This window comes from Myxococcus sp. MxC21-1, assembly GCF_032612255.1.
In the GTDB taxonomy this organism is placed as follows: Bacteria; Myxococcota; Myxococcia; order Myxococcales; family Myxococcaceae; genus Myxococcus; species Myxococcus virescens.
On sequence record NZ_CP123278.1, the window covers coordinates 627,128 to 647,478 of the forward strand.

The window sequence follows — 20,351 nt, forward strand, 5'->3', positions numbered from 1 at the left end:
CTACATCCGCTCCGCGCGCTACCGGACGGAGGAACCCTGTGTCCGCCCTGGCGTCTGGGGCGGGTGATGCGCAGTGGACGAAGCAAGTGCCTGCGGGTGCTCAGGCGAGTTGCTGGGCGGGCGGCTGCTGCGGACATTGATTCCGTGGTCGGGCCGGGAAGGTGGTGGGTGATGGGTGCTTGGAAGCAGACGGTGGCGGCGCTGGTCAGCGCGGTGAGCATGGTGGGCTGTGCGGGGAACGTGACGGAGCCGGTGGCGCTGCGCTCGGGCGTGGCGGAGCTGGCGGCGCCGAACGGACGGAACCTGAATGGCCGCAACCTGAATGGCCGCAACCTGAACACCTCCGAGCTGGGGCAGCTGCTCGTGTCCGTGGACCTCGCGGGCGCCCGCATCGCGGAGGAAGTCCTCGGCGCGGTGCGGCTGGAGGAGCGTCTTCCACGGCGTCGCCTCCAGCGGCCCGGTGTCCGGCCAGTCCTTCCTGGGCGCGCGCTTCATCGGCAACCTGAGCAGTGGTGACACCGTGGAGCTGCGCGTTGACGGCATCGAGCCTGGAGTGGGCGCGGACGCGGACGTCTGGGCGTACCTCGTCTCCTACTACGACGCGGCGGATGCCCTCTGGAAGCCCGCGTGCGCGGCGGCGGACGGCTCCGCGCTGAGCGCCATTCCCGTGGCGGGCCGGTGGGACTACCGTCAGGGCGTGCCGGGTGGCGGCGCGAAGGTGGATGACGCCGCGCGCTTCACCTTCGCCTGCGAGGGGGCGGCCATCGCCAAGTGCGTGCGCTTCGGCTACCGGCCCTGGGGCACCACGGCGGACGGCTTGAGTCTGGCGGACCACCACCAGGCGTGCACGCGCATGGTGCGCGCGGACTTCTGCGGCGACGGCACGTCGCACACCACGGATGGCCAGTGGGTGAACCTCCATGACGGCGTGAACGTGCAGACGGATACGGAGGCGTGGCTGCACGAGGCCGAGTGGGACGCCGACGGTGCGCGCTGCTTCACGCAGACGACGCGCGCGGCACAGGCCGTGAGCTGCCCGGGGCAGACGCAGCGCACCCAATGCGGCCAGTGGGCCCACTTCCAGGCCGGCACGCTCATCATGAGCGAGGTTCCTCCCGCGCAGTAGGCGCCGTCCGCTTGGCGTGCCTGGGAAGGCTCGCCAGCCCGTCAGCCCGGCCTGCTTGCTGGCGGTGGACCTTGTTGTCCTCGGCTACCGGGGGCAGGGGGCCGACACCATGGTTAGCCGGCTCGCCGTGGGGGGCGGGGATGGGAGACGCGCTGTGAGACGGGCTCGAATACGACAGGTCTTCGGCGGAACCTCGGCGGGGATTCTGATGGGGCTCTGCGCCCTGTCCGGTTGCCGCAAGGGTGAGGACGCAGCGCCCGCGCCTCGACAAGAGGAATTGGAGGTGATGCTGGGCCAGGAGAACGTGGCCCGCGCCGAGGTGCGGCAGTTGCGCTCCGGCCCTGGCATCTCCGGCAACCTGCAGGCGCGCACGGCGGCGGCGGTGCGCGCGGAAGTGGGCGGCACCATCCTCGACATCAAGGCCCAGCAGGGCCGGTGGTGAAGAAGGGCGAGGAGCTGGCGCGCATCGAGGACGTCACGCTGAAGGACCAGCTCATCGCGGCGTCGGCGGCGGTCCGCACGGCCCGCAGCGCGCTCCAGGTAGCGGAGGCCGAGCAGGAGCGCGCCACGAGGCTGTCCAAGGCGGGCGTCATCACCCAGCGCGACTTCGAACGGGCGGAGCTCTCCGTGGAGCAGGCCAAGGGGCAGCTCGCGGAGGCGCGCTCCCGGCATGCCCTGGCGCAGGAGCAGCTCAACCGCGCGCGCGTCGTGGCGCCCTTCGCGGGCGTGGTGAGCGAGCGGCAGGCCAGCGCGGGTGATGTCGTCCAGCCCAGCGCGCCGCTCTTCACGGTGGTGGACCCGCGCACGTTGCGCCTGGAGGCCTCCGTGCCCGCGGCGCAGCTCGAACAGGTGAAGGTGGACACGCCGGTGGAGTTCCACGTGACGGGCTATGGGGACCGTGCCTTCCGCGGCACGGTGGAGCGCATCAACCCGGTGGTGGACCCGGCCACCGGCCAGGTCCGCATCTACGTGGCCATTCCCAACACGGACCTCCAGTTGCTGGCCGGCCTCTTCGCGGAGGGGCGCGTGGCCTCGAAGGGCACGCAGGCGGTCGCGATTCCCATCGACGCCATCGACGACACGGGGACCGAGCCCGCCGTGCTGCGCATCCAGGAAGGGCGCGTGCAGCGGGTGAACGTCACATTGGGCCTGCGCGACGAGGTGGCGCGGCAGGTCGAGGTCCGCTCAGGCCTGGAGGACGGCGACGTGGTGCTGCTGGGCGCCGCGCGGAGCGAGGTGGTGGAGGGCGGGCGCGTGAAGGTGTCGCCCCCGCGGCCTGACTCGAAGCCCGTGGAGGAGGCGGGGCCCGGCGTTGGCGGCTCGGAGGCACCGTCGGGAGCAATGCAGCCCACGCCGCGGCCCGCGTCCACGCAACCACCGGCGGAGGACGCTGCGCCGTCCCACTGATGCGCCAAGCCTGGAGTCACGTCCGTGTTCATCTCAGACTTCGCCATCAAGCGTCCCATCATCACCATCACCTCGATGCTGGCGCTGGTGGTCTTCGGTCTCGTGTCGCTGGGACTCCTGGAGACCGATGAGTTTCCCGACGTCCAGCCCCCGGTGGTGAGCGTCACCATCGTCTATCCAGGCGCTTCACCCGAGACGGTGGAGCGGGAAATCCTCGAGCCCATCGAGGACGCCATCTTCGCCATCAGCGGCGTGGACCCGAAGGAGACGACGTCCATCGCCACCGACGGCCTGGCGTCCTTCACGGTGTTCTTCGACTTCGAGAAGGACATCCAGGAAGCGACGCAAGACATCCGGGACGCCATCTCCAGCAAGCGCGCGGACCTGCCACAGGAGATGGAGGAGCCCATCCTCACGCGCTTCGACCCGGCGGACCAGCCCATCGTGTCGCTGACGCTCACTTCGGAAGGGTTGGACGTCGCGGCGCTGTCCCTGGTGGCGGACCCGACGGTGGTGGGCGAGCTGCGCTCGGTGCCCGGCGTCGCCCAGGCGGAGGTCGTCGGTGACGTGGCGCGGGAGATGACGGTGCAGCTCAAGCCCGAGGCGCTCCAGGCCGCGGGCTTGTCGGTGGCGGAGGTGGTGGCGGCGCTCCAGGCGCAGAACTTGGCGGCGCCGGTGGGCCGCATCAACGCGCCGCTGACGGAGGAATCCATCCGCCTCAAGGGACGCCTGGAGAAGGTGGAGGACTTCCGGACCATGGTGGTGGCCTCGCGCAACGGTCAGGCCATCCGCCTGGAGCAGGTGGCGGACGTCTTCGTCGGCGCCGAGGAGCCACGCACCCTGGCGCTCTTCAACGGCGCCCAGGCGGTGGGCATCGACGTGCTCAAGGCCCGGGGCTACAGCACCACCGAGGTCGCGGACGCCGTGCGTGAGCGGGTGCAGGCGCTCCAGCAGCGGCTCCCCGCGGGCGTGAAGCTCGAAATCGTGCGCGACGCCGGCGTCCGCGTGGAGAACGCCGTGCACAACGTGCAGTCCGCGCTGGTGGAAGGCGCGCTGCTCACGGTGCTGGTCGTCTTCGTCTTCCTCAACTCGTGGCGCTCCACCGTCATCACCGGTCTGGCGCTGCCGGTGAGCGTGCTGGCGTCCTTCATCAGCGTGTGGGCCTTCGGCTTCACGCTCAACACCATGTCGCTCTTGGGCCTGACGCTGGCCATCGGCATCCTCATCGACGACGCCATCGTCGTGCGAGAGAACATCGTCCGCCACGTGGAGATGGGGAAGGACCACTACACGGCGTCACGCGAGGGCACCTCGGAGATCGGCCTCGCGGTTTCGGCGACCACCTTCTCCATTGTCGCCGTCTTCGTGCCCGTGGCCTTCATGTACGGCGTGGCCGGCCAGTGGTTCAAGCCCTTCGCCCTCACCATCGCCTGCGCGGTGCTGGTGTCGCTGTTCGTGTCCTTCTCGCTGGACCCGATGCTGAGCGCGTACTGGCCGGAGCCGCCCAGGAAGGAGAACCCGGGCTTCATCACCCGGACGCTGAACCGCTTCAACGCCTGGTTCGACCGGCAGGCGGAGCGCTACAAGCACGTCATCGCCTGGGCGCTGGACCACCGGCTGGTGATGGTGCTGGTGGCGGTGGGCTCGCTGGTGGGCGCGCTGGTGCTCCAGGGCACCGTGGGCGGCGCCGGCTTCGTGCCGGTGAGCGACCGCGCGGAGGTGGAGTTGCTGGTGGAGACGCCGCCGGGCTCCAGCCTGGAGTACACGCGGCGCAAGGTGGACGAGGTGACGCGCACCCTGCGCACCCACCCGGAGGTGGACTACACCTACGCCACCATCGGCGTGCCCCTGGCGCTCAGCGCGCCCGGCGTGGACCAGGCCCTGGTGTACGTGCGGCTCAAGCCGAAGGCGGAGCGCGACGTGAGCCAGGACGCCTTGGGCGTCCAGTTCCGCGAGGAGATGAAGCGCATCGGCGGCGCCACCGTCTCCGTCTTCACCTCGGGCTTCGGCGGAGCCTTCAAGCAGCTCCAGTACGAGCTGCGCGGTCCGGACCAGCGGGTGCTCACGCAACTGGCGCAGCAGGTCCAGAAGGAAGTGGCGCAGGTATCCGGAGCGGTGGACGTGGGCCTGTCCACGCGAGGGCAGAAGCCGGAGCTGGAGGTGGAGCTGAACCGCGGGCTCGCTGGACAGTTGGGCGTGACGGTGGGGCAGGTGGCCCAGGTGCTGCGGCCGGCCTTCGCGGGCCTGGACGTGGGGGACTGGGTGGACCCGATTGGGGAGACGCGAGACGTCATGGTGCGGCTGGCTCCGGGTGCGCGTGACAGCCCCCATGACTTGTCGCAGTTGCCCATCTCCGTGGGCGCGGCGGCGGGCGGGCCGCCCCGGCTGGTGCCGCTGGGGCAGGTGGCGGACATCCGTCAAACGTTGGGTCCGGCGCAGGTCACGCACTTGAACCGCGAGCGCGTCATCAACGTCCAGGCGAACGTGCAGGGGCGCTCGTTGTCGGAGGTGGGCGCGGACATCCAGAAGCGGCTGGACGGCGTGAAGCTGCCGCCGGGCTACACGCTGACGACGGGCGGCGAGTCCGCGGACCAGGCCGAGGTGTTCATGCGCGTGTTCATCGCGCTCGGCATGGCGCTGATGCTGATGTACCTCATCCTGGTCATCCAGTTCGGCTCCTTCCTGGACCCGCTGGCCATCCTCATCTCGCTGCCGCTGTCGCTCATCGGCGTGGTGCTGGCGCTGCTCATCACCGGTGACACGCTCAACCTCATGAGCCTCATCGGCATCATGCTGCTGATGGGAATCGTCGCGAAGAACGCCATCCTCCTCATCGACTTCGCCAAGTGGTCGCACGAGAAGGGCATGCCCCTGCGCGAGGCGCTCATCGAAGCGGGCCGCATCCGTCTGCGCCCCATCATCATGACGACCTTCGCGCTGGTGGCGGGCATGGTGCCGGTGGCCATCGGCGCGGGTGAGGGCGGCGACTTCCGCGCGCCGCTGGGACGCGCGGTGATTGGCGGCACGCTGACGTCCACGCTGCTGACACTGCTGGTGATTCCCACGGTGTACGAAATCCTGGTGGACGGCCGGACGTGGTCCACCCGCATGCTGCGCAAGCTCTTCCGGATGAAGCCTCCCGAACAGCGGCCTCACGTTCCGGGCGGAGGCGGCGGCCGTGGAGAGCCCCGGCCCGCTCCTCAGGCGCGGCACGATTGAGGGCTCGGCAACGAACGGGCGGGTTCCGGACGACAGGACGGTTGGCGCATCGCACCCGGGGCCGTAGGGTCAGCCCCTTCCGCCATGTCTCGCGCCTTGCTGCCTGAAAATCACCACCGACTCGTCACCGAAGCCCTGGCCGCGCTCGACGTCCGCAACTGGGTGCTCAGCATCCATGACCCGAGCTTCCCCAGCCTTCCAGAAGAGGACACGGGCTGGGGCTCGCCGTACTCGGAAGGGGCGGCGCGCTTCCTCGTGTTCGCCCGGGAGCTGGGCTTCAACGGCATCCAGCTGGGGCCGCAGGGGCAGGTGACGGAGTTCAACGCCTCGCCGTATGACGGCACGCTCTTCTCGCGAAACCTCCTCAACGTGGCGCTCGCGCCGCTGGAGGCCCCCGAGCCCTGGGGCGCGCTGCTGCCACCGGGCCGCGTGGCGCAGCTCGCCGCCAGCCGCCCTTCGGCGCTGCCCCCGGAGCGCGCTTCCGTCACGCCTTCCGCGCGCAGACCACCCTGCTGAACGAAGCGTGGCGCACCTTCCAACAGAAGCGTGCGGCGCCGGACGCGGCTCCGGCCATCCAGGCACTGGCCTCGCGCTTCGACACCTTCCGTCAGCAGCACCGGGCCGGCTGGTGCGGGACGCCCTCTTCGACGTGCTGTGCGAGGAGAAGCGCGAGCCGGACTGGCGGCGCTGGGCGGACTCGCTGGACGGTCGGCTGTGGAACCCCCGTCCGGAGGAGGAGGCGGCGGCCGTCGCGCGCCTGACGCAGTTGGAGCTGCGCTACGCGGACACGCTGGAGCGCTACGCCTTCTGTCAGTTCCTGGTCCATGCGCAGCACCAAGGCCTGCGCGAGCGCGTGGGCGCATGGCGCCTGAAGCTGTACGGCGACCTCCAGATTGGCCTGTCGCCGCGCGACGCGTGGGCCTGGCAGGGCCTCTTCCTGCGCACCTACCTCATGGGCGCGCCGCCCAGCAGGACGAACCCGGACGGCCAGCCGTGGAACTATCCGGTGATGGACCCGGAGCAGTACTTCGAGCCGGACGACGCCGGGACGAACGCCGGGAGCCGCAACGGGCCCGTGCTGCGCTTCATGAATGCGCGCATGGACAAGATGCTCGGCGAATACGACGGGCTGCGGCTGGACCATCCGCACGGGCTGGTGTGCCCGTGGGTGTACCGCGCGGACCTGCCGGACGCGCTGTGGTCCGTGCAACATGGAGCGCGGCTCTTCTCCTCACCGGACCTGCCGGACCACCCGGAGCTGGCGCACTTCGCGCTCGTGCGCCCGGAGCAGGTGGACCGCGCCGTGCCGCGCTACGCGGACCGCTGGGTGAAGGACCTCACGCCTGAACAGGTGCGCCGCTACAGCGTCCTCTTCGACACGGTGGTGGAGGCGTCCCGGCGCAACGGGCGGGAAGTGGGCGACTTGCTCGCGGAGGTGCTCAGCACGCTGCCGTACCCGCTGGAGCGCGTGCTGGCGCAGTACGGCCTGGGCCGCTTCCGCGTGACGCAGAAGGCGGACCTGCACGACCCGTCGGACGTGTACCGCAGTGAGAACGTGGGCCCGGAGGACTGGGTGATGGTGGGCAACCACGACACGAAGTCCCTCTGGCGCCTGGTGGCGGACTGGCAATGGAAGGGCACGCTGCGCGCGCAGGCGGAGTACCGGCCGCGCGCTTGTGCCCCGAGCCCGCGGAGCGCGAGGCCTTCGCGCGCGAGCTGTCCACGAGCCCGGGACGGTTGGCGCAGGCGAAGGTGGCGGACCTGTTCGCCAGCCGCGCGCGCAACGTGATGATGTTCTTCACCGACCTGCTCGGGATGCCGGAGACGTACAACGCGCCCGGCACGGTGGATGAGCGCAACTGGTCCCTGCGTGTGCCCCAGGACTGGGCGCGGGAGTACCGCGAGCGGTTGAAGGGAGACGCCGCGGTGAACCTGCCCGCGGCGCTCGCCATGGCGCTACGGGCGCAGGGGCTCCGGCGCGCGCGCGGCACCAGCGCTTGCTGGAAGGACTGGACGCGCTGGCCCGCGAGCTGCGGGCCGGGTGACGCTTGGGCCCTCAGTGCTTCACGTCCACCACGAGGCGAGTGGGGTCGCGCAGCTCCATGACGCGGAAGTCGGTGGGGGCCTTGTTTCCCAGCACCCACGTCACCTCGGCCTCGAAGTCACACGTGCGCACCAGCTCCAGCAGGGTGGGCAGCTTGGGCTTCATCTCCAGCGCGGCCACGGTGGCCCGGCCCTGGTCGTCATGGCCACGCGCGGGGGTCAGCGTGACTTGGAGGAAGCCCTTGCCGGCCAGCGGCGTCTCGTCCCCGGAGCCACACTGGATGATGGGCTTGTCCACGTACTGGAGCTGGTAGCCGGGGACCTGCGTCCCGTCGAACTCGAACACCACGCGGTCGAAGTCGGCATGCGTGCCAGCGCGCACCGAGCGCAGCGTCACCGTCTGGGCCGGGCGCCGCTTCATCGACACCGGGGTGGTGGTCCACTCGCGGTTCTTCGGGTCCTCGGCGGGAGCGTCTCCCGCGGGGGCGTCCGAAGGCGACTCGGTCTCACTCGGAGGCGCGCCGGCCACTTCCTCATCACCCATCGAGGCCGTGTGCACGGGTGGCTTGGCGGCGGCCTCGCCCTCGCGGGGAATGGTGCCCAGGGGCGGCGAGGTGGGCGGCGCTTGGACCTCGGGCTGGGGCTGCGCGCCGGTGGGCGCCGCGGCGGGTTCCTCCTTCTTGGAGCACCCGGCGAACGCCAGACACCCGGCCAACCACAGCGACGTCATCCTGCGTCCGGACCGCGTCATCATTCCCCTCCTGCCAGGGCCTGCGAGTTCGGGACTGCGGCCCCTCGTCTCGCACGAGCGGCGGCCCGGGGGCCAGTGTCACGAGGGGAAAGCGGGCAAAGATAACACCCGTGGACGACCCCGGGAGCGCTGGAAATTTCCACGGAGAACCGGTTGCCCCGGAGGGCCACCGTCACCACGAATGGATGACACAGGACGATGGGGCCGCGACTATCGTCCGCGCCGCAAGTCGTCCGCGCGGCCCCCGAACGCGCACGAACCGGAGAGCATCCTCCCATGGCCCCCCTCGACCTGACCTCTCTTCCCCGCCCCTCCAAGGACGACGCCACCGTGGGAACGATGGCGCGTGGCATCGTCGGCAGCGAAATCCTCCGCATCGCGGCGGAGATTCGCGAGCGGATCGCCAAGGGCCAGAAGGTGTGCAACCTCACCGTGGGCGACTTCAACCCGCGCGAGTTCCCCATCCCCGACCCGCTGCGGGAGCACATCACCGCCGCGCTCCAGGCGGGCGAGACGAACTACCCGCCGTCGGATGGCGTGCTGGAGCTCCGTCAGGCCGTGCAGCGCTTCTATGAGCGCTCGCTGGGCCTGAAGTACCCGCTGGAGGGCATCGTCATCGCGGGAGGCGCGCGGCCCATCATCTACGGCACATACCGCAGCGTGCTGGACGCGGGGGAGACGGTCGTCTACCCGGTGCCCTCGTGGAACAACAACCACTACGCGCACATGCTGGACGCGAAGAGCGCGGTGGTGGTGACGGACGCCGCGCGGGGCTTCATGCCCACCGTGGAGCAGCTGGCGCCGCACCTGGGCGCCGCGCGCCTCTTGTGCCTGTGCAGCCCGCTCAACCCCACCGGCACCATGATTGAGCCGGATGCGCTGGGCGCCATCTGCGAGCGCGTCGTCGCGGAGAACCGCGAGCGCGAGAAGCAGGGCCGCAAGCCGCTCATCCTCATGTACGACCAGATTTACTGGGTGCTGAGCTTCGGCGCGGCCCGGCACGTCACGCCGGTGTCGCTGGTGCCGGAGGTGGCGCCGTACACGGTGTTCGTGGACGGCATCTCCAAGGCCTTCGCCGCCACGGGCTTGCGCGTGGGCTGGGGCGTGGGGCCGCCGACCATCATCGCTCGCATGCGGGACGTGCTCGGCCACGTGGGCGCCTGGGCCCCCAAGGCGGAGCAGGTCGCGGTGGCGCGCTACCTCGACGACACGGCGGCGACAGAGACCTTCCTGAAGGGGATGCGCAAGTCCGTGGAAGCGCGGCTGGAGGCCTTGCACAAGGGGCTCACGCGCATGCGCGAGGCGGGGCTGCCGGTGCAGCACATCGCGCCGCAGGGCGCCATCTACCTGTCGGTGCGCTTCGACCTGGTGGGCAAGGGGGGGCTGCGCTCCAACAATGACATCCGCAAGCTCCTGCTGGAGAAGGCGAACCTGGGCGTGGTGCCTTTCCAGGCCTTTGGGCTGGACGCGGACACGGGCTGGTTCCGCCTGTCGGTGGGGGCCACGTCGGTGAAGGAAATCGAGGAGGCGCTGCCCCGGGTGGAGGCGGCGCTCCGCGAGGTCCTCTCTTCCGGCGCGTAATCCTTGCGACATCTTTCCGCCGCGCTCGTTCCATCATGGAGGTCCTGGGAATACGTTGCCCGGGGCCTCGTTGGGCCGCTCACGTGAATTCCTCCATGCTCAGGCGATTCGTGGACGTTCGGGACGAGGAAGTCGGCGCCGTCCGCTGGTCGTTCCTGTATTTCTTCACCCTGATGTGTGGCTATGCCATCCTCCGGCCCATCCGCAACGAGATGGGCACGGCGGGCAGCGTGAAGGGCTTGGATTGGCTCTTCACCGCCACCTTCCTGGTGATGCTCGCGGCGGTGCCTGCCTTTTCCGCCCTGGTGTCGCGTTGGCCCCGGCGGGTGGTGATTCCTCGCATCTACCGCTTCTTCCTGCTCAACCTGCTGGGCTTCTTCGTGCTCTTGAAGCTCGGGGTGGCGCGGGAGACGGTGGCGCGCGTCTTCTATGTCTGGTTGAGCGTCTACAACCTGTTCGTCGTCTCCATCTTCTGGAGCTTCATGGCGGACGTCTTCGCCAGCGGACAGAGCAAGCGGCTCTTCGGCTTCATCGCCGCGGGTGGCACCACGGGCATGCTGGTGGGGCCCTTCCTGGTGGGGCGGCTCGCCGAGCCGGTGGGCCCGGTGAATCTCATCCTCATCTCGGTGGTGCTGTTGGAGGTGAGCGCACAGTGTGTGCGCCGGCTGAGCGGCTGGGCCCAGGACGTCCAGCAGCAGCCCGCGGCGGCGCAGGGCCCGGTGGGCGGCGGCGTGCTCGCGGGGTTGCGGCTCATCGTGACGTCGCCGTTCCTGCTGGCGCTGGGGCTCCAGGTGCTGCTCTACGCGGCGACCTCCACGTTCCTCTACTTCCAGGAGGTGCGGCTCGTCGCCGCGCTCGGCAACGACGCGGCCAGCCGCACCGCCCTCTTCGGTGACATCGACTTCTACGTGCAACTGGCGACGCTGGGGTTGCAGACGCTCGTCACGGGGCGCGTCATCTCCTGGCTGGGGCTGGGGGCAGGGCTCGCCGTGGCGCCGGTGGTGACGGGCCTGGGCTTCCTGGGGCTGGCCGCCATGCCGGTGCTGACCGTGCTCATCCTGTTCAAGGCGGTGCGCGGCGCCAGTCACTACGCGCTGGAGCGGCCCTCGCGCGAGGTCCTCTTCACCACCGTGGACCGCGAGGCGCGCTACAAGTCGAAGAGCTTCATCGACACGGTGGTGTACCGCGGCAGCGACACGGTGAGCGCCTGGCTCCAGGGGGCCTCACGAAGCTGGGCCTGGGCATGACGGGCCTGTCGCTGGCGGCGGTGCCCCTGGCCGGGCTGTGGCTGGGCGTGTCGCTGTATCTCGCGCGCCACCAGCGGAGGCAGGCGGAGCCGGTGCCGGCCGCCGCGCCCGAGGCGCCGGTGTCCGAAGAGGTCGCGGCCCGCTAGCGGCCATCCACACGAAGTCAGTCCACACACGCAGGAGGAATCCCGCATGACGCTGTCTCGCAGGAGTGTGATTCAGGGAGCGGCCGCGGTCGGCTCGCTCTGGGCCATGGGGTGCGCCACCACGGGCACGTCCGGCACCGCCGCGTCTTCCACCCAGGGGCAGGGGAGCAGTCCTCCGCGCCCGCCGCGCCGTTGCGCATCCTCATCCTGGGCGGCACCGCGTTCCTGGGGCCGGCGCTGGTGGAGTTCGCGCGCTCGCGCGGCCACACCATCACGCTCTTCAACCGGGGAAGACGAAGCCGGGCCTCTTCCCGGACGTGGAGAAGCTGACGGGCGACCGCGACCCGAACAAGGGCGAGGGCCTGAAGGCGCTGGAGGGCCGCAAGTGGGACGCGGTGGTGGACACCTCCGGCTATGTGCCGCGCATCGTGCGCGCCTCCGCGGAGCTGCTGGCGCCGCACGTCCAGCACTACACCTTCGTGTCCTCCATCTCCGTCTACAAGGATTTGTCACGGCAGGGGCTCGACGAGACGGCCCCCGTGGCCACGGTGGAGGACACGGCGACCGAAGACGTGGAGAAGCACTACGGCGCGTTGAAGGCGCTGTGCGAGCAGGCCGCGGAGACGGCCATGCCGGGCCGCGTCTTCAACGTGAGGCCGGGCCTCATCGTCGGGCCGGATGACCCGTCCGACCGCTTCACCTACTGGCCGCTGCGCGTGGCGCGCGGGGGCGAGGTGCTGGCGCCCGGCGACGGCGTGGACCCGTTGCAGTTCATCGACGCGCGGGACCTGGCGGCGTTCATCATCCGCTCCGTGGAGGCCCGCACCACGGGCATCTTCAACGCCACCGGCCCCAGCCAGGACCTGCTGATGCGGGACTTCCTGGAGGCGAACAAGACGGCCCTGGGCAGCGACGCGCGCTTCACGTGGGTGGACACCGACTTCCTCACGAAGCACAAGGTGGAGGCGTGGTCGGACATGCCCGCCTGGATGCCGCGCAACGGGAAAGAGGGCGGCATCGGCAAGGTGAGCATCGCCAAGGCGCTGGCGGCGGGCATCACGTTCCGTCCGGCCGCGGAGACGATTCGCGACACGGTGGCCTGGTTCAAGACGCTGCCTCCCGAGCGTCAGGCGAAGCTGCGCTCCGGCCTGTCCGCCGAGCGCGAGAAGGAAGTGCTGGCCGCGTGGCACCAGGAGCGCGGCACCGCCAACGCGGGCTGAGCGGGCCTTCGAGCGCGGGGACGGGCGGATGGGGGCGGGGTGAGGCGCCTCCTCGCACTGCCCGTCCTTGCGTCCGGGGATGCGGGTTTGGCAGGAAGGGTGGGGCAGCGCGGCTTGCTGCCTGGGGGAGCGACCATCATGACGCCCGACCTGCTGAAGGACGCCGTATCACCCATCCTCCGTGTGCGCGGCACGTCCGTGCTGCTGGCCGCGCTGCTGGCCGCGTGTGGCGGCAAGGACGTGCGGCCGGAGACGCCGCCCGCGGGTGACTGTGCGCCGCTCCGACTGGAGCGGGATGTGAATCTGGAAGGCTTCCGCACCGACCGCTTCGAGTGGCACGACGCGGACTGCAAGCCCCGCTCGGCGTCGCTGGTGCGCAATGACGCCACGGACCCCAAGGGATGGACGGGCGGCTACCTGCGCCGCTACACCTACGAGGTCGCGGGCGCGACGCGCGTCTGTGATGGCTCGGACGGCATGGTGCCGGGCTGGGGCATCGTCGCGAGCCACCTGCGCGTCAGCCCGCCGTGGGGCAACTGGACGCAGGGCATCCGGGGCACGTGGCGCACGCGCTTCGAGGGCCGCCACCACGCGCTGCACGAGTTCCGCTGGCCCATGGAGCTTGGCGGCCACGTCGTCGACGTGACGGTGCACTACCTCTTCGCCACCGGGCGGAGCCATCCGCTCTATGCCATCACCCATGATGCGTCCGGCGCGCCGCCCGACGTCATCAACGCGGACGTGCGCTCGCCCTACGGCGACATCGTCTTCGATGGGGACGGCAACGCGGACATCTCCGGCGTGGGCTGGGGAGACCGCTACCGCTTCGTGACGCTCGGGGCGGGGCCGCTGACGCGGGCGAGCGGCTGGGACTACCGCGAGCCCAACGTGGTGCCCTACACCCGCATGTGGATTGCGTCACCCGACGCGGAGATGGGCGTGGTGCAGACGCAGACGTGGGCGCAGAAGCCCGCGGGCGGCTACTGGCAATACCCGTCCTGGGGGCAGGTGGACGAGGACGGCCCCATGCCCGAGGACTGGAACTGGACCTATCAGCTCAACCAGTACGAATTGCCCGCGCAGGGCCCCACGCGCTCGCACCGGATGGCGTGGGGGAGCAACTTCGGCGCGGTGGGCTTCCGCGAGTACCCGCGCTACAGCGACGACGCCATGCTGTCCGGCTACCCGTACCAGAGCTACTCCGTCTTCATGGTGCTGGGCACGCACACCTCGAACCCGGTGCTGCGGCTGGCGGCGGAAGTGGAGGCCTGGCAGGGCGTGCGGCTGACGGCCACCGAGGGCCGCGTCCTGGACCGGGGCCCCGGTGGGGTGGGGCGGGATGACTCCGTGGCGCGGGATGTGCCCGGCTACAACCCGGTGTACGCCACCTGGGAGGCGGAGGTCGGCGCCGACAACCGCGCCTTGCTGCGCTTCGAGACGAACGGCCGCGCCCTGGCGAATCCCGTGCTGGTGCTGCACGGTTACACCGCGTCCACGCCGCCCACCCGCGTCACCCTGGATGGCCAGGCGCTCTCCGCGGACGTGGACTACTTCGCCTCCGTGGACGACGCCGGCAACGCGCTGTGGCTCACCCTTCACCGGACCGTGACGGGCTCGGCGGCGCTGTTCGTGGAGTGAACACCCGGGCCGGGTGCCCCGCAAAGCAACGAGGGATGCCCCGATGGACTCGGAGCATCCCTCGGATTTCGACCCATCTATCGGGTTCGCCCTCCCCCTCTGGCGAGCGTGACCCCGGGTCCCCCTTCCACAGACGTTGCCGCCCCCGCGGCGCCGTCTTCCTACCCGCCCTTGGTGTGTGTCCGGAGGGCCTTGGACCCCTCCAGCGAAACTGCGTGTGACACCTTCCCCCTACACCGCTTACGGCCCCTTCAGGTGCGCGTGCCCGGTGCCCCCAGCACCGTCACTCGGGGGAGCCGAGGCCCCCCCTTCACCTGTCCTGCTGCGTCCCAGGGCACCGCGGGCCGTGAGAGCGCCCGCAGCCGTGCCTGTGTCTGAGCGCGTCCGAACGTTTGCGGGCGCATGGACGCCACCCGCGTTACGTCCCTCGACTGGATTTGGATGGCTTCCGTCACGGCTGAATTCGCCAGGACCGCCAGCTGCGCCCGCTTCGCCCCCGCGAAGGTGGCCAGCTCCGGAATGACGATGCCCTCCAATGCCCCCCAGTGGCCTCGAGCCACTCCCCCGGGAAAAGCGCCTCGGCCGTTGAGCCGTGGCCCTGCTTCCCTTGTCGCCGTGCGACACTGCACCGAGCCTCGTGTTTCCCCCAGATGCCCCCCGGCCCGGTCCATACGCGACGTGCGACATGCGTCTTCCCCCCGTTCGGTCCGCCGAAGTGACTGGCGACAAGGGCATACTGGCTCAGACCCAGGATGGAGTTTTCCGCCTCCGCGCCAATTGCTTGCGTGAGCGCGCCAGCGTGTCTGGCGTGTTTCAGTGGGTGTTTGCGGGGGGGATTTTCCGCGCCTTCTCAGAGACCTGGAAGGTGGCGGGTGGGACGTGGGGCGAGCAGGCACCACGGGTAGGGCGATGCGGGACTCGGAGATGTCAGCCTGACACGATAGGGGAGGGGCTCACACTGCGTCTCCAGGCTCCCTCCCTGGGGGGTGGTGTGGTGGGCGGGAGGGGACAGGGCACATGAGGTGGGAAGAGATGGGCGAGACGCCCCGGGAGGACAGGCGCGGAGGCAGGGACGGCGGTGCGAAGGCGTCCTCCGGTCGCCCCTCCCTGCTGGCCGTGCTGGCGGAGAAGCCCTCGGTGGCGCGCGACATCGCGCGGGTGCTGGGGGCGAACGAACGCGGTGAGGGCTGGCTGCGCGGCAATGGCTACGTGGTGACGTGGGCCATCGGGCACCTGGTGGGCCTGGCGCAGCCCCATGAGATTCGCGCGGACTGGAAGAAGTGGAGCCGCGCGCTGCTGCCCATGCTCCCGGCGGACTGGCCGCTGGTCGTCTCCAAGGAGACGCGCAGCCAGTTCGAGGTGGTGAAGCAGGTGCTCAACGCGCCGGAGGTGTCCTCGGTGGTGTGCGCCACGGACGCGGGGCGCGAGGGCGAGCTCATCTTCCGGTACATCTACGACGCGGCGAAGTGCCGCAAGCCGGTACAGCGGCTGTGGGTGTCGTCGCTGACGGAGCGGGCCATCCAGGACGGCTTCCGCCGGCTCGCGGACGGCCGTGAATACGAAGCGCTGGCCGCCGCGGCCATGGGGCGCAGCCGGGCGGACTGGCTGGTGGGGATGAACCTGTCGCGCCTGTACACGCTGGCGCACGGGGGCCATGGAGAGATGCTGAGCGTGGGCCGGGTGCAGACGCCCACGCTGGCCATGGTGGTGGAGCGCGAGCTGGCCATCCGCGACTTCGTGCCGCGTGACTACCTGGAGCTCGTGGCCACCTTCGCGCCCAGGGCGAAGGGGTTCCGCCGGACGCGCTGTACAAGGGCACGTGGTTCCGCTCGGGGCCGGATGGCAAGCCCGTGGCGCCGCCGGGCTTCGAGGGCGTGCGCGAGGCGCGGCGGCTGGATGCGAACGGCGTGGAGGCGCAGGCCATCATCGACCGGGTGCGCGCCGGGCGGGCCCTCATCGAATCGCTGGAGTCGGAGGAGAAGAGGATGGCGCCTCCGCTCCTCTACGACTTGACGGAGCTGCAGCGGCACGCCAATCGGCTCCATGGCTTCAGCGCGCAGCGCACGCTGGAGGTGGCGCAGGCGCTCTACGAGAAGCACAAGCTGTTGAGCTATCCGCGCACCGCCAGCCGGCACCTGTCGCGCACCGTGGCGGACACGCTGCCGGAGGTGGTGAACGCCATTCGCGGGCCCTACGAGGAGGACCTGGCCGTCGGTACGGGGGCTCGGGCGCTGGGCAAGCGCTATGTGGATGACGCGAAGGTGACGGACCACCACGCCATCATCCCCACGCCCACGGCGCCGGGCGGGGTGCGGCTGTCTCCGGACGAGCAGCGCGTCTATGACCTGGTGTGCCGGCGTCTGCTCCAGGCGTGGCACGAGGACCACGTCTGGCGGGTCACCACGGTCATCACCGCGGTGACGTCGGCAGGGGCGCCGCCCGTGGTGGACCGCTTCCAGAGCACGGGCACCCAGGTGGAGCAGGTGGGCTGGAAGGTGCTGGACATTGGCGGCGGACAGAAGGCGCCGCGGCTGAAGCCGGAGGGGCGCAAGGGCGAGGACGCGGAGCGGGAGCCGGAGGACGAGCCCCAGACGCTGCCGTCGGGGTTGGCGCGCGCGCAGCCGCAGTCCGTGGAGGACGTGGAGGCGGTGAAGAAGCGCACGCGTCCGCCTCCGCGCTTCACGGATGCGACGCTGCTGACGGCCATGGAGTCGGCGGGGCGGGCGCTGGATGAGAAGGAGCTCGCGGACGCGATGCGCGAGACGGGCCTGGGGACTCCCGCCACCCGCGCGGCCATCATCGAGGTGCTGCTGGACCGCGAGTACCTGCGCCGCCGGGGCAAGGTGATGGAGGCCACGGAGAAGGGCATCCATCTCATCCAGGTGGTGCACCCGGATGTGAAGACGCCGGCCATGACGGGCCAGTGGGAAGCGTGGCTCCAGCGCATCGAGCGCGGCGAAGGCCAGCTCGATGAGTTCATCCGTGGCATCGAGGCGTATGTCATCGAGGTGGTGGGCCATGGCGCCACCGCGCCGCAACGGCCTCCGCGCAACGAGGTGTTGGGGGCTCCACCTGGAGCAGGTTGGGGGCAGGGCGGCGCGGCGCAGGTGGCGAGCGAGGGCGCGGCTGCGGCGCACGGCGCTGGCGCGGGAGCGCGTGGCCCTGGCGGGCAGGCTGTGCTCGCGGAGTCCTCTGCTGAGCGCTTCGGGGATGCTTCGGCGGGGGTGTCGGGGCGTGGCCGGCAGGGGGCGTTCACGGAGGCTTCTGCCGAGCGCTTCGCGGATGCCGCGCCGGGTGTGCCGGGACAGGGACGCCAGGGGGCGTTCTCGGAGGCTTCGGAGCCGCTCTTCGGGACGCGGCGGAGCAGGACCTCGGGCTCCGTGGGGCGCTCGGAGCCTCATGGCGAGCCGCTGTCCTCCACCATGTCACCGGGCGGAGGAGCCGCCTCACGTCTTCCGCGGGCGGACGGCGCGGGCTGGAACGCCGGGGCCTGGGAGAACACGGGCGCCGCTCGCGCTCCAGTGAACCGTGCGAGGACCCCGGCGTCAGCCGCGTCCACCGGGCAGCGGCCGGAGCGCGTGCGGCGCGCACCGACGGCGCCCGAGGCGCTGCGTCCGCTGCTGAAGGAGGCGTTCGGCTTCTCGGACTTCCGGCCGTATCAGGAGGCCGTGTGCCGCGCGGCCACGGCGGGAGAGGACCTGCTGCTCGTGATGCCCACGGGCGCCGGCAAATCGCTCTGCTACCAGTTGCCGGGTCTGGCGCGCGCGGGCACCACGCTGGTGGTGAGTCCGCTCATCGCGCTGATGGAGGACCAGGTGGCGCGGCTCCAGTCGCTCGGCTTCGCGGCGGACCGCATCCACTCCGGAAGAGACCGGGCCATGTCGCGGCAGGTGTGCGCGGACTACCTGGAGGACCGGCTCGACTTCCTGTTCATCGCGCCCGAGCGGCTCGGCGTCCCGGGCTTCGTGGAGTTCCTGGCTCGCCGCACGCCCGCGCTCATCGCGGTGGACGAGGCCCACTGCATCTCCCAGTGGGGGCACGACTTCCGCCCGGACTACCGGCTCCTGGGCGCGCGTTTGCCCCTGCTGCGCCCCGCGCCCGTGGTGGCGCTCACCGCCACCGCCACGCCGGACGTGCAGCGGGACATCGTCCAGCAGCTCGGCCTGCAAGGCCCCGGGGGCAAGGCGCGCACCTTCATTCACGGCTTTCGCCGCACCAACATCGCCATCGAGGTGCGGGAGCTGAACCCCGGCGCGCGCGGCGACGCCATCCAGGGCCTGCTCGAGGACGAGGAGAACCGGCCCGCGATTGTCTACGCGGCCACGCGCAAGCACGCCGAGCAGCTCGCGGACCAGCTCGCGGGCGAGTTCCCCGCCGCCGCCTATCACGCGGGGCTCCAGCCTTCGGAGCGAGACAGGGTACAGGCCGAGTTCCTCCGGGGCTCGCTGGAGGTCATCGTGGCCACCACGGCGTTCGGCATGGGCATCGACAAGGCGGACGTGCGCACCGTCATCCACGCGGCGCTCCCCGCCAGCCTGGAGGGCTACTACCAGGAGCTGGGCCGCGCGGGCCGCGATGGAAAGCCGTCGCGCGCGGTGCTGCTGCATTCGTACATCGACCGGCGCACGCACGAGTTCTTCCACCGGCGCGACTACCCGGAGGCGTACGTGCTGGAGCGGCTGTTCAAGTCCACGGCGCCGCAGCTCGAGCCCAAGGCCGTGCTCCAGGGCCGCGTGCGAGGAGACCCCGAGGTCTTCGACAAGGCACTGGAGCAGCTCTGGATTCACGGCGGCGTCGTCATGACGCCTGACGAGACGGTGATGCGCGGGAAGCCGGGCTGGGCCGCGTCGTACTCGGCCCAGCGCGATCGCAAACTGCTGCACCTGGAGCAGATGGGGCGCTACGCGGAGGCCCATGGCTGCCGCATGAAGCAGCTCGTGGGGCACTTCGGTGACACCCAGGATTCGGGTGAGCCGTGCGGCCTGTGTGACGTCTGCGCGCCGGAGGCCTGCGCCACGCTGCGCTTCGCCGAGCCGACCTCCGCGGAGCGGCACGGGTTGGAGCGCATCCTGGAGTCGCTCCAGGAGCGGGATGGACAGGCCACCGGACGGCTCCACCGCGAGTTGTTTGGAGAGTCCCTTCCACGGCGCGACTTCGAGCGGCTGGTGGGCGGGCTGGTCCGCGCCGGGCTGACGCGCTTGGAGGTGGACTCGTTCGACAAGGACGGGCAGGTCATTTCGTTCCAGCGCCTCGCCCTGACGGACGAGGGCCGCCGCACGCGCGCGGTGGACCCCCAGCGGGTCGTCCTACCGTTGCCCCTGGAGAAGGCCGCGAAGCGCAGGCGGGGCAAGGGCGCGGAGAAGGGCACCGCGAAGCGGTCCTCGGTCAAGAAGCGCGCGGTCCGCGCCAAGGCCGGGGCCGCGACGCGGCGCACGGCATCCGAATCCGATGAGGAAGACCCGCCGACGCACTGGCGCGCGAACGCTCCCTCGAAGAGCGCCGTCGGGGCGCCGCGTGCGTCCCGGAGCACGGGGGCTCCGAGTGCCTCCGCGCCGGGCCGCCGCGCCGCGGCCGAGCCTTCTCCGAAGATGGTGGAGGCCTTGAAGGCCTGGCGGCTCGCGGAGGCGCGCAAGCGGCGCGTGCCCGCCTTCCGCATCCTCACGGACCGGGTGCTGGAGGCCATCGCGTCGGCCTGTCCGGAGAATGGCTCGGAGTTGATGGCCATCCACGGGGTGGGGCCTTCCCTCACGGAGCGCTACGGCGCGCAGATTCTTTCCCTCGTGGCGCGCAGGAGCTGAGCCCGGGCGCCTCGCGGAAGGAGGCGTCCTTCCCACGAAGGGAAGGGCGCTTCCCTCCGCGCGCCACGGAGATTCCAGCGCAAGTCCGGGGGCGGGGCGCAAGGGGCCGCGTCTCCACGCCCGCCGGAACGGGCAGCGTGCGTCCAGGCAACGAATCATCTTCACCGTGCTGCCG

The 20,351-nt window shown here is 70.8% G+C and carries 14 protein-coding genes and 2 pseudogenes; 14 read left to right on the plus strand and 2 right to left on the minus strand.

The window, feature by feature from the left end; all coding sequences use genetic code 11:
* Positions 1-171 precede the first annotated feature (171 nt).
* From QEG98_RS03055 to QEG98_RS41600, 8 genes are all read left to right on the plus strand, one after another.
* Positions 172-516, plus strand: a complete 345-nt coding sequence (locus QEG98_RS03055; protein WP_316565684.1) for a hypothetical protein — start codon at positions 172-174, stop codon at positions 514-516.
* Positions 461-1,126, plus strand: a complete 666-nt coding sequence (locus QEG98_RS03060) for an ADYC domain-containing protein (protein ID WP_316565685.1) — start codon at positions 461-463, stop codon at positions 1,124-1,126. Before QEG98_RS03055 ends, QEG98_RS03060 begins: the two co-directional genes overlap by 56 nt.
* A 208-nt stretch (positions 1,127-1,334) precedes the next feature.
* A complete protein-coding gene (locus QEG98_RS03065; RefSeq protein WP_316565686.1) occupies positions 1,335-1,568 on the plus strand; it encodes a hypothetical protein in 234 nt (77 codons plus the stop codon).
* The gene (locus tag QEG98_RS03070) at positions 1,562-2,533 is read left to right on the plus strand and encodes an efflux RND transporter periplasmic adaptor subunit (protein ID WP_316565687.1); all 972 of its coding nucleotides are present in this window, start codon (positions 1,562-1,564) and stop codon (positions 2,531-2,533) included. The genes QEG98_RS03065 and QEG98_RS03070 overlap by 7 nt, the downstream gene beginning before the upstream one ends.
* A gap of 24 nt (positions 2,534-2,557) precedes the next feature.
* Entirely contained in the window at positions 2,558-5,752 is a 3,195-nt protein-coding gene (locus tag QEG98_RS03075; protein WP_316565688.1) for an efflux RND transporter permease subunit, read from the plus strand.
* Positions 5,753-5,836: 84 nt separating this feature from the next.
* The gene (locus QEG98_RS41590) at positions 5,837-6,268 is read left to right on the plus strand and encodes a hypothetical protein (RefSeq protein WP_410477934.1); all 432 of its coding nucleotides are present in this window, start codon (positions 5,837-5,839) and stop codon (positions 6,266-6,268) included.
* 112 nt (positions 6,269-6,380) lie between these two features.
* Positions 6,381-7,541, plus strand: coding sequence for a 4-alpha-glucanotransferase (locus QEG98_RS41595; protein WP_410477935.1), 1,161 nt, complete (start codon positions 6,381-6,383; stop codon positions 7,539-7,541).
* Positions 7,490-7,858, plus strand: a complete 369-nt coding sequence (locus tag QEG98_RS41600) for a hypothetical protein (protein WP_410477936.1) — start codon at positions 7,490-7,492, stop codon at positions 7,856-7,858. Before QEG98_RS41595 ends, QEG98_RS41600 begins: the two co-directional genes overlap by 52 nt.
* Here the strand turns inward: QEG98_RS41600 and QEG98_RS03085 are convergent.
* Positions 7,809-8,549: a hypothetical protein gene (locus tag QEG98_RS03085; RefSeq protein ID WP_316565689.1), complete on the minus strand. Its 741-nt coding sequence runs from the start codon at positions 8,547-8,549 to the stop codon at positions 7,809-7,811. The genes QEG98_RS41600 and QEG98_RS03085 overlap by 50 nt on opposite strands.
* A 273-nt stretch (positions 8,550-8,822) precedes the next feature.
* Here QEG98_RS03085 and QEG98_RS03090 point away from each other — a divergent pair, with 273 nt between their 5' ends.
* The 5 genes and pseudogenes from QEG98_RS03090 to QEG98_RS03110 all read left to right on the plus strand — a co-directional run bounded on the left by QEG98_RS03090 (position 8,823) and on the right by QEG98_RS03110 (position 14,378).
* Positions 8,823-10,127, plus strand: a complete 1,305-nt coding sequence (locus QEG98_RS03090) for a pyridoxal phosphate-dependent aminotransferase (protein ID WP_316565690.1) — start codon at positions 8,823-8,825, stop codon at positions 10,125-10,127.
* Positions 10,128-10,162: 35 nt separating this feature from the next.
* Positions 10,163-11,520 (plus strand): annotated as a pseudogene (locus tag QEG98_RS03095) (NTP/NDP exchange transporter).
* A 111-nt stretch (positions 11,521-11,631) separates the two neighbouring features.
* The gene (locus QEG98_RS03100) at positions 11,632-11,850 is read left to right on the plus strand and encodes a hypothetical protein (RefSeq protein ID WP_316565691.1); all 219 of its coding nucleotides are present in this window, start codon (positions 11,632-11,634) and stop codon (positions 11,848-11,850) included.
* Complete coding sequence (locus QEG98_RS03105; RefSeq protein WP_316565692.1) at positions 11,838-12,740, plus strand: NAD-dependent epimerase/dehydratase family protein; 903 nt, start codon at positions 11,838-11,840, stop codon at positions 12,738-12,740. The genes QEG98_RS03100 and QEG98_RS03105 overlap by 13 nt, the downstream gene beginning before the upstream one ends.
* Before the next feature lie 138 nt (positions 12,741-12,878).
* The gene (locus tag QEG98_RS03110; protein WP_316565693.1) at positions 12,879-14,378 is read left to right on the plus strand and encodes a hypothetical protein; all 1,500 of its coding nucleotides are present in this window, start codon (positions 12,879-12,881) and stop codon (positions 14,376-14,378) included.
* 251 nt (positions 14,379-14,629) lie between these two features.
* On the opposite strand, the gene QEG98_RS03115 is transcribed toward QEG98_RS03110, so the two are convergent.
* Positions 14,630-14,914: a hypothetical protein gene (locus QEG98_RS03115; RefSeq protein WP_140860295.1), complete on the minus strand. Its 285-nt coding sequence runs from the start codon at positions 14,912-14,914 to the stop codon at positions 14,630-14,632.
* A gap of 496 nt (positions 14,915-15,410) precedes the next feature.
* Here QEG98_RS03115 and QEG98_RS03120 point away from each other — a divergent pair.
* Positions 15,411-20,176, plus strand: a pseudogene (locus QEG98_RS03120) (DNA topoisomerase 3).
* Positions 20,177-20,351: the final 175 nt, after the last annotated feature.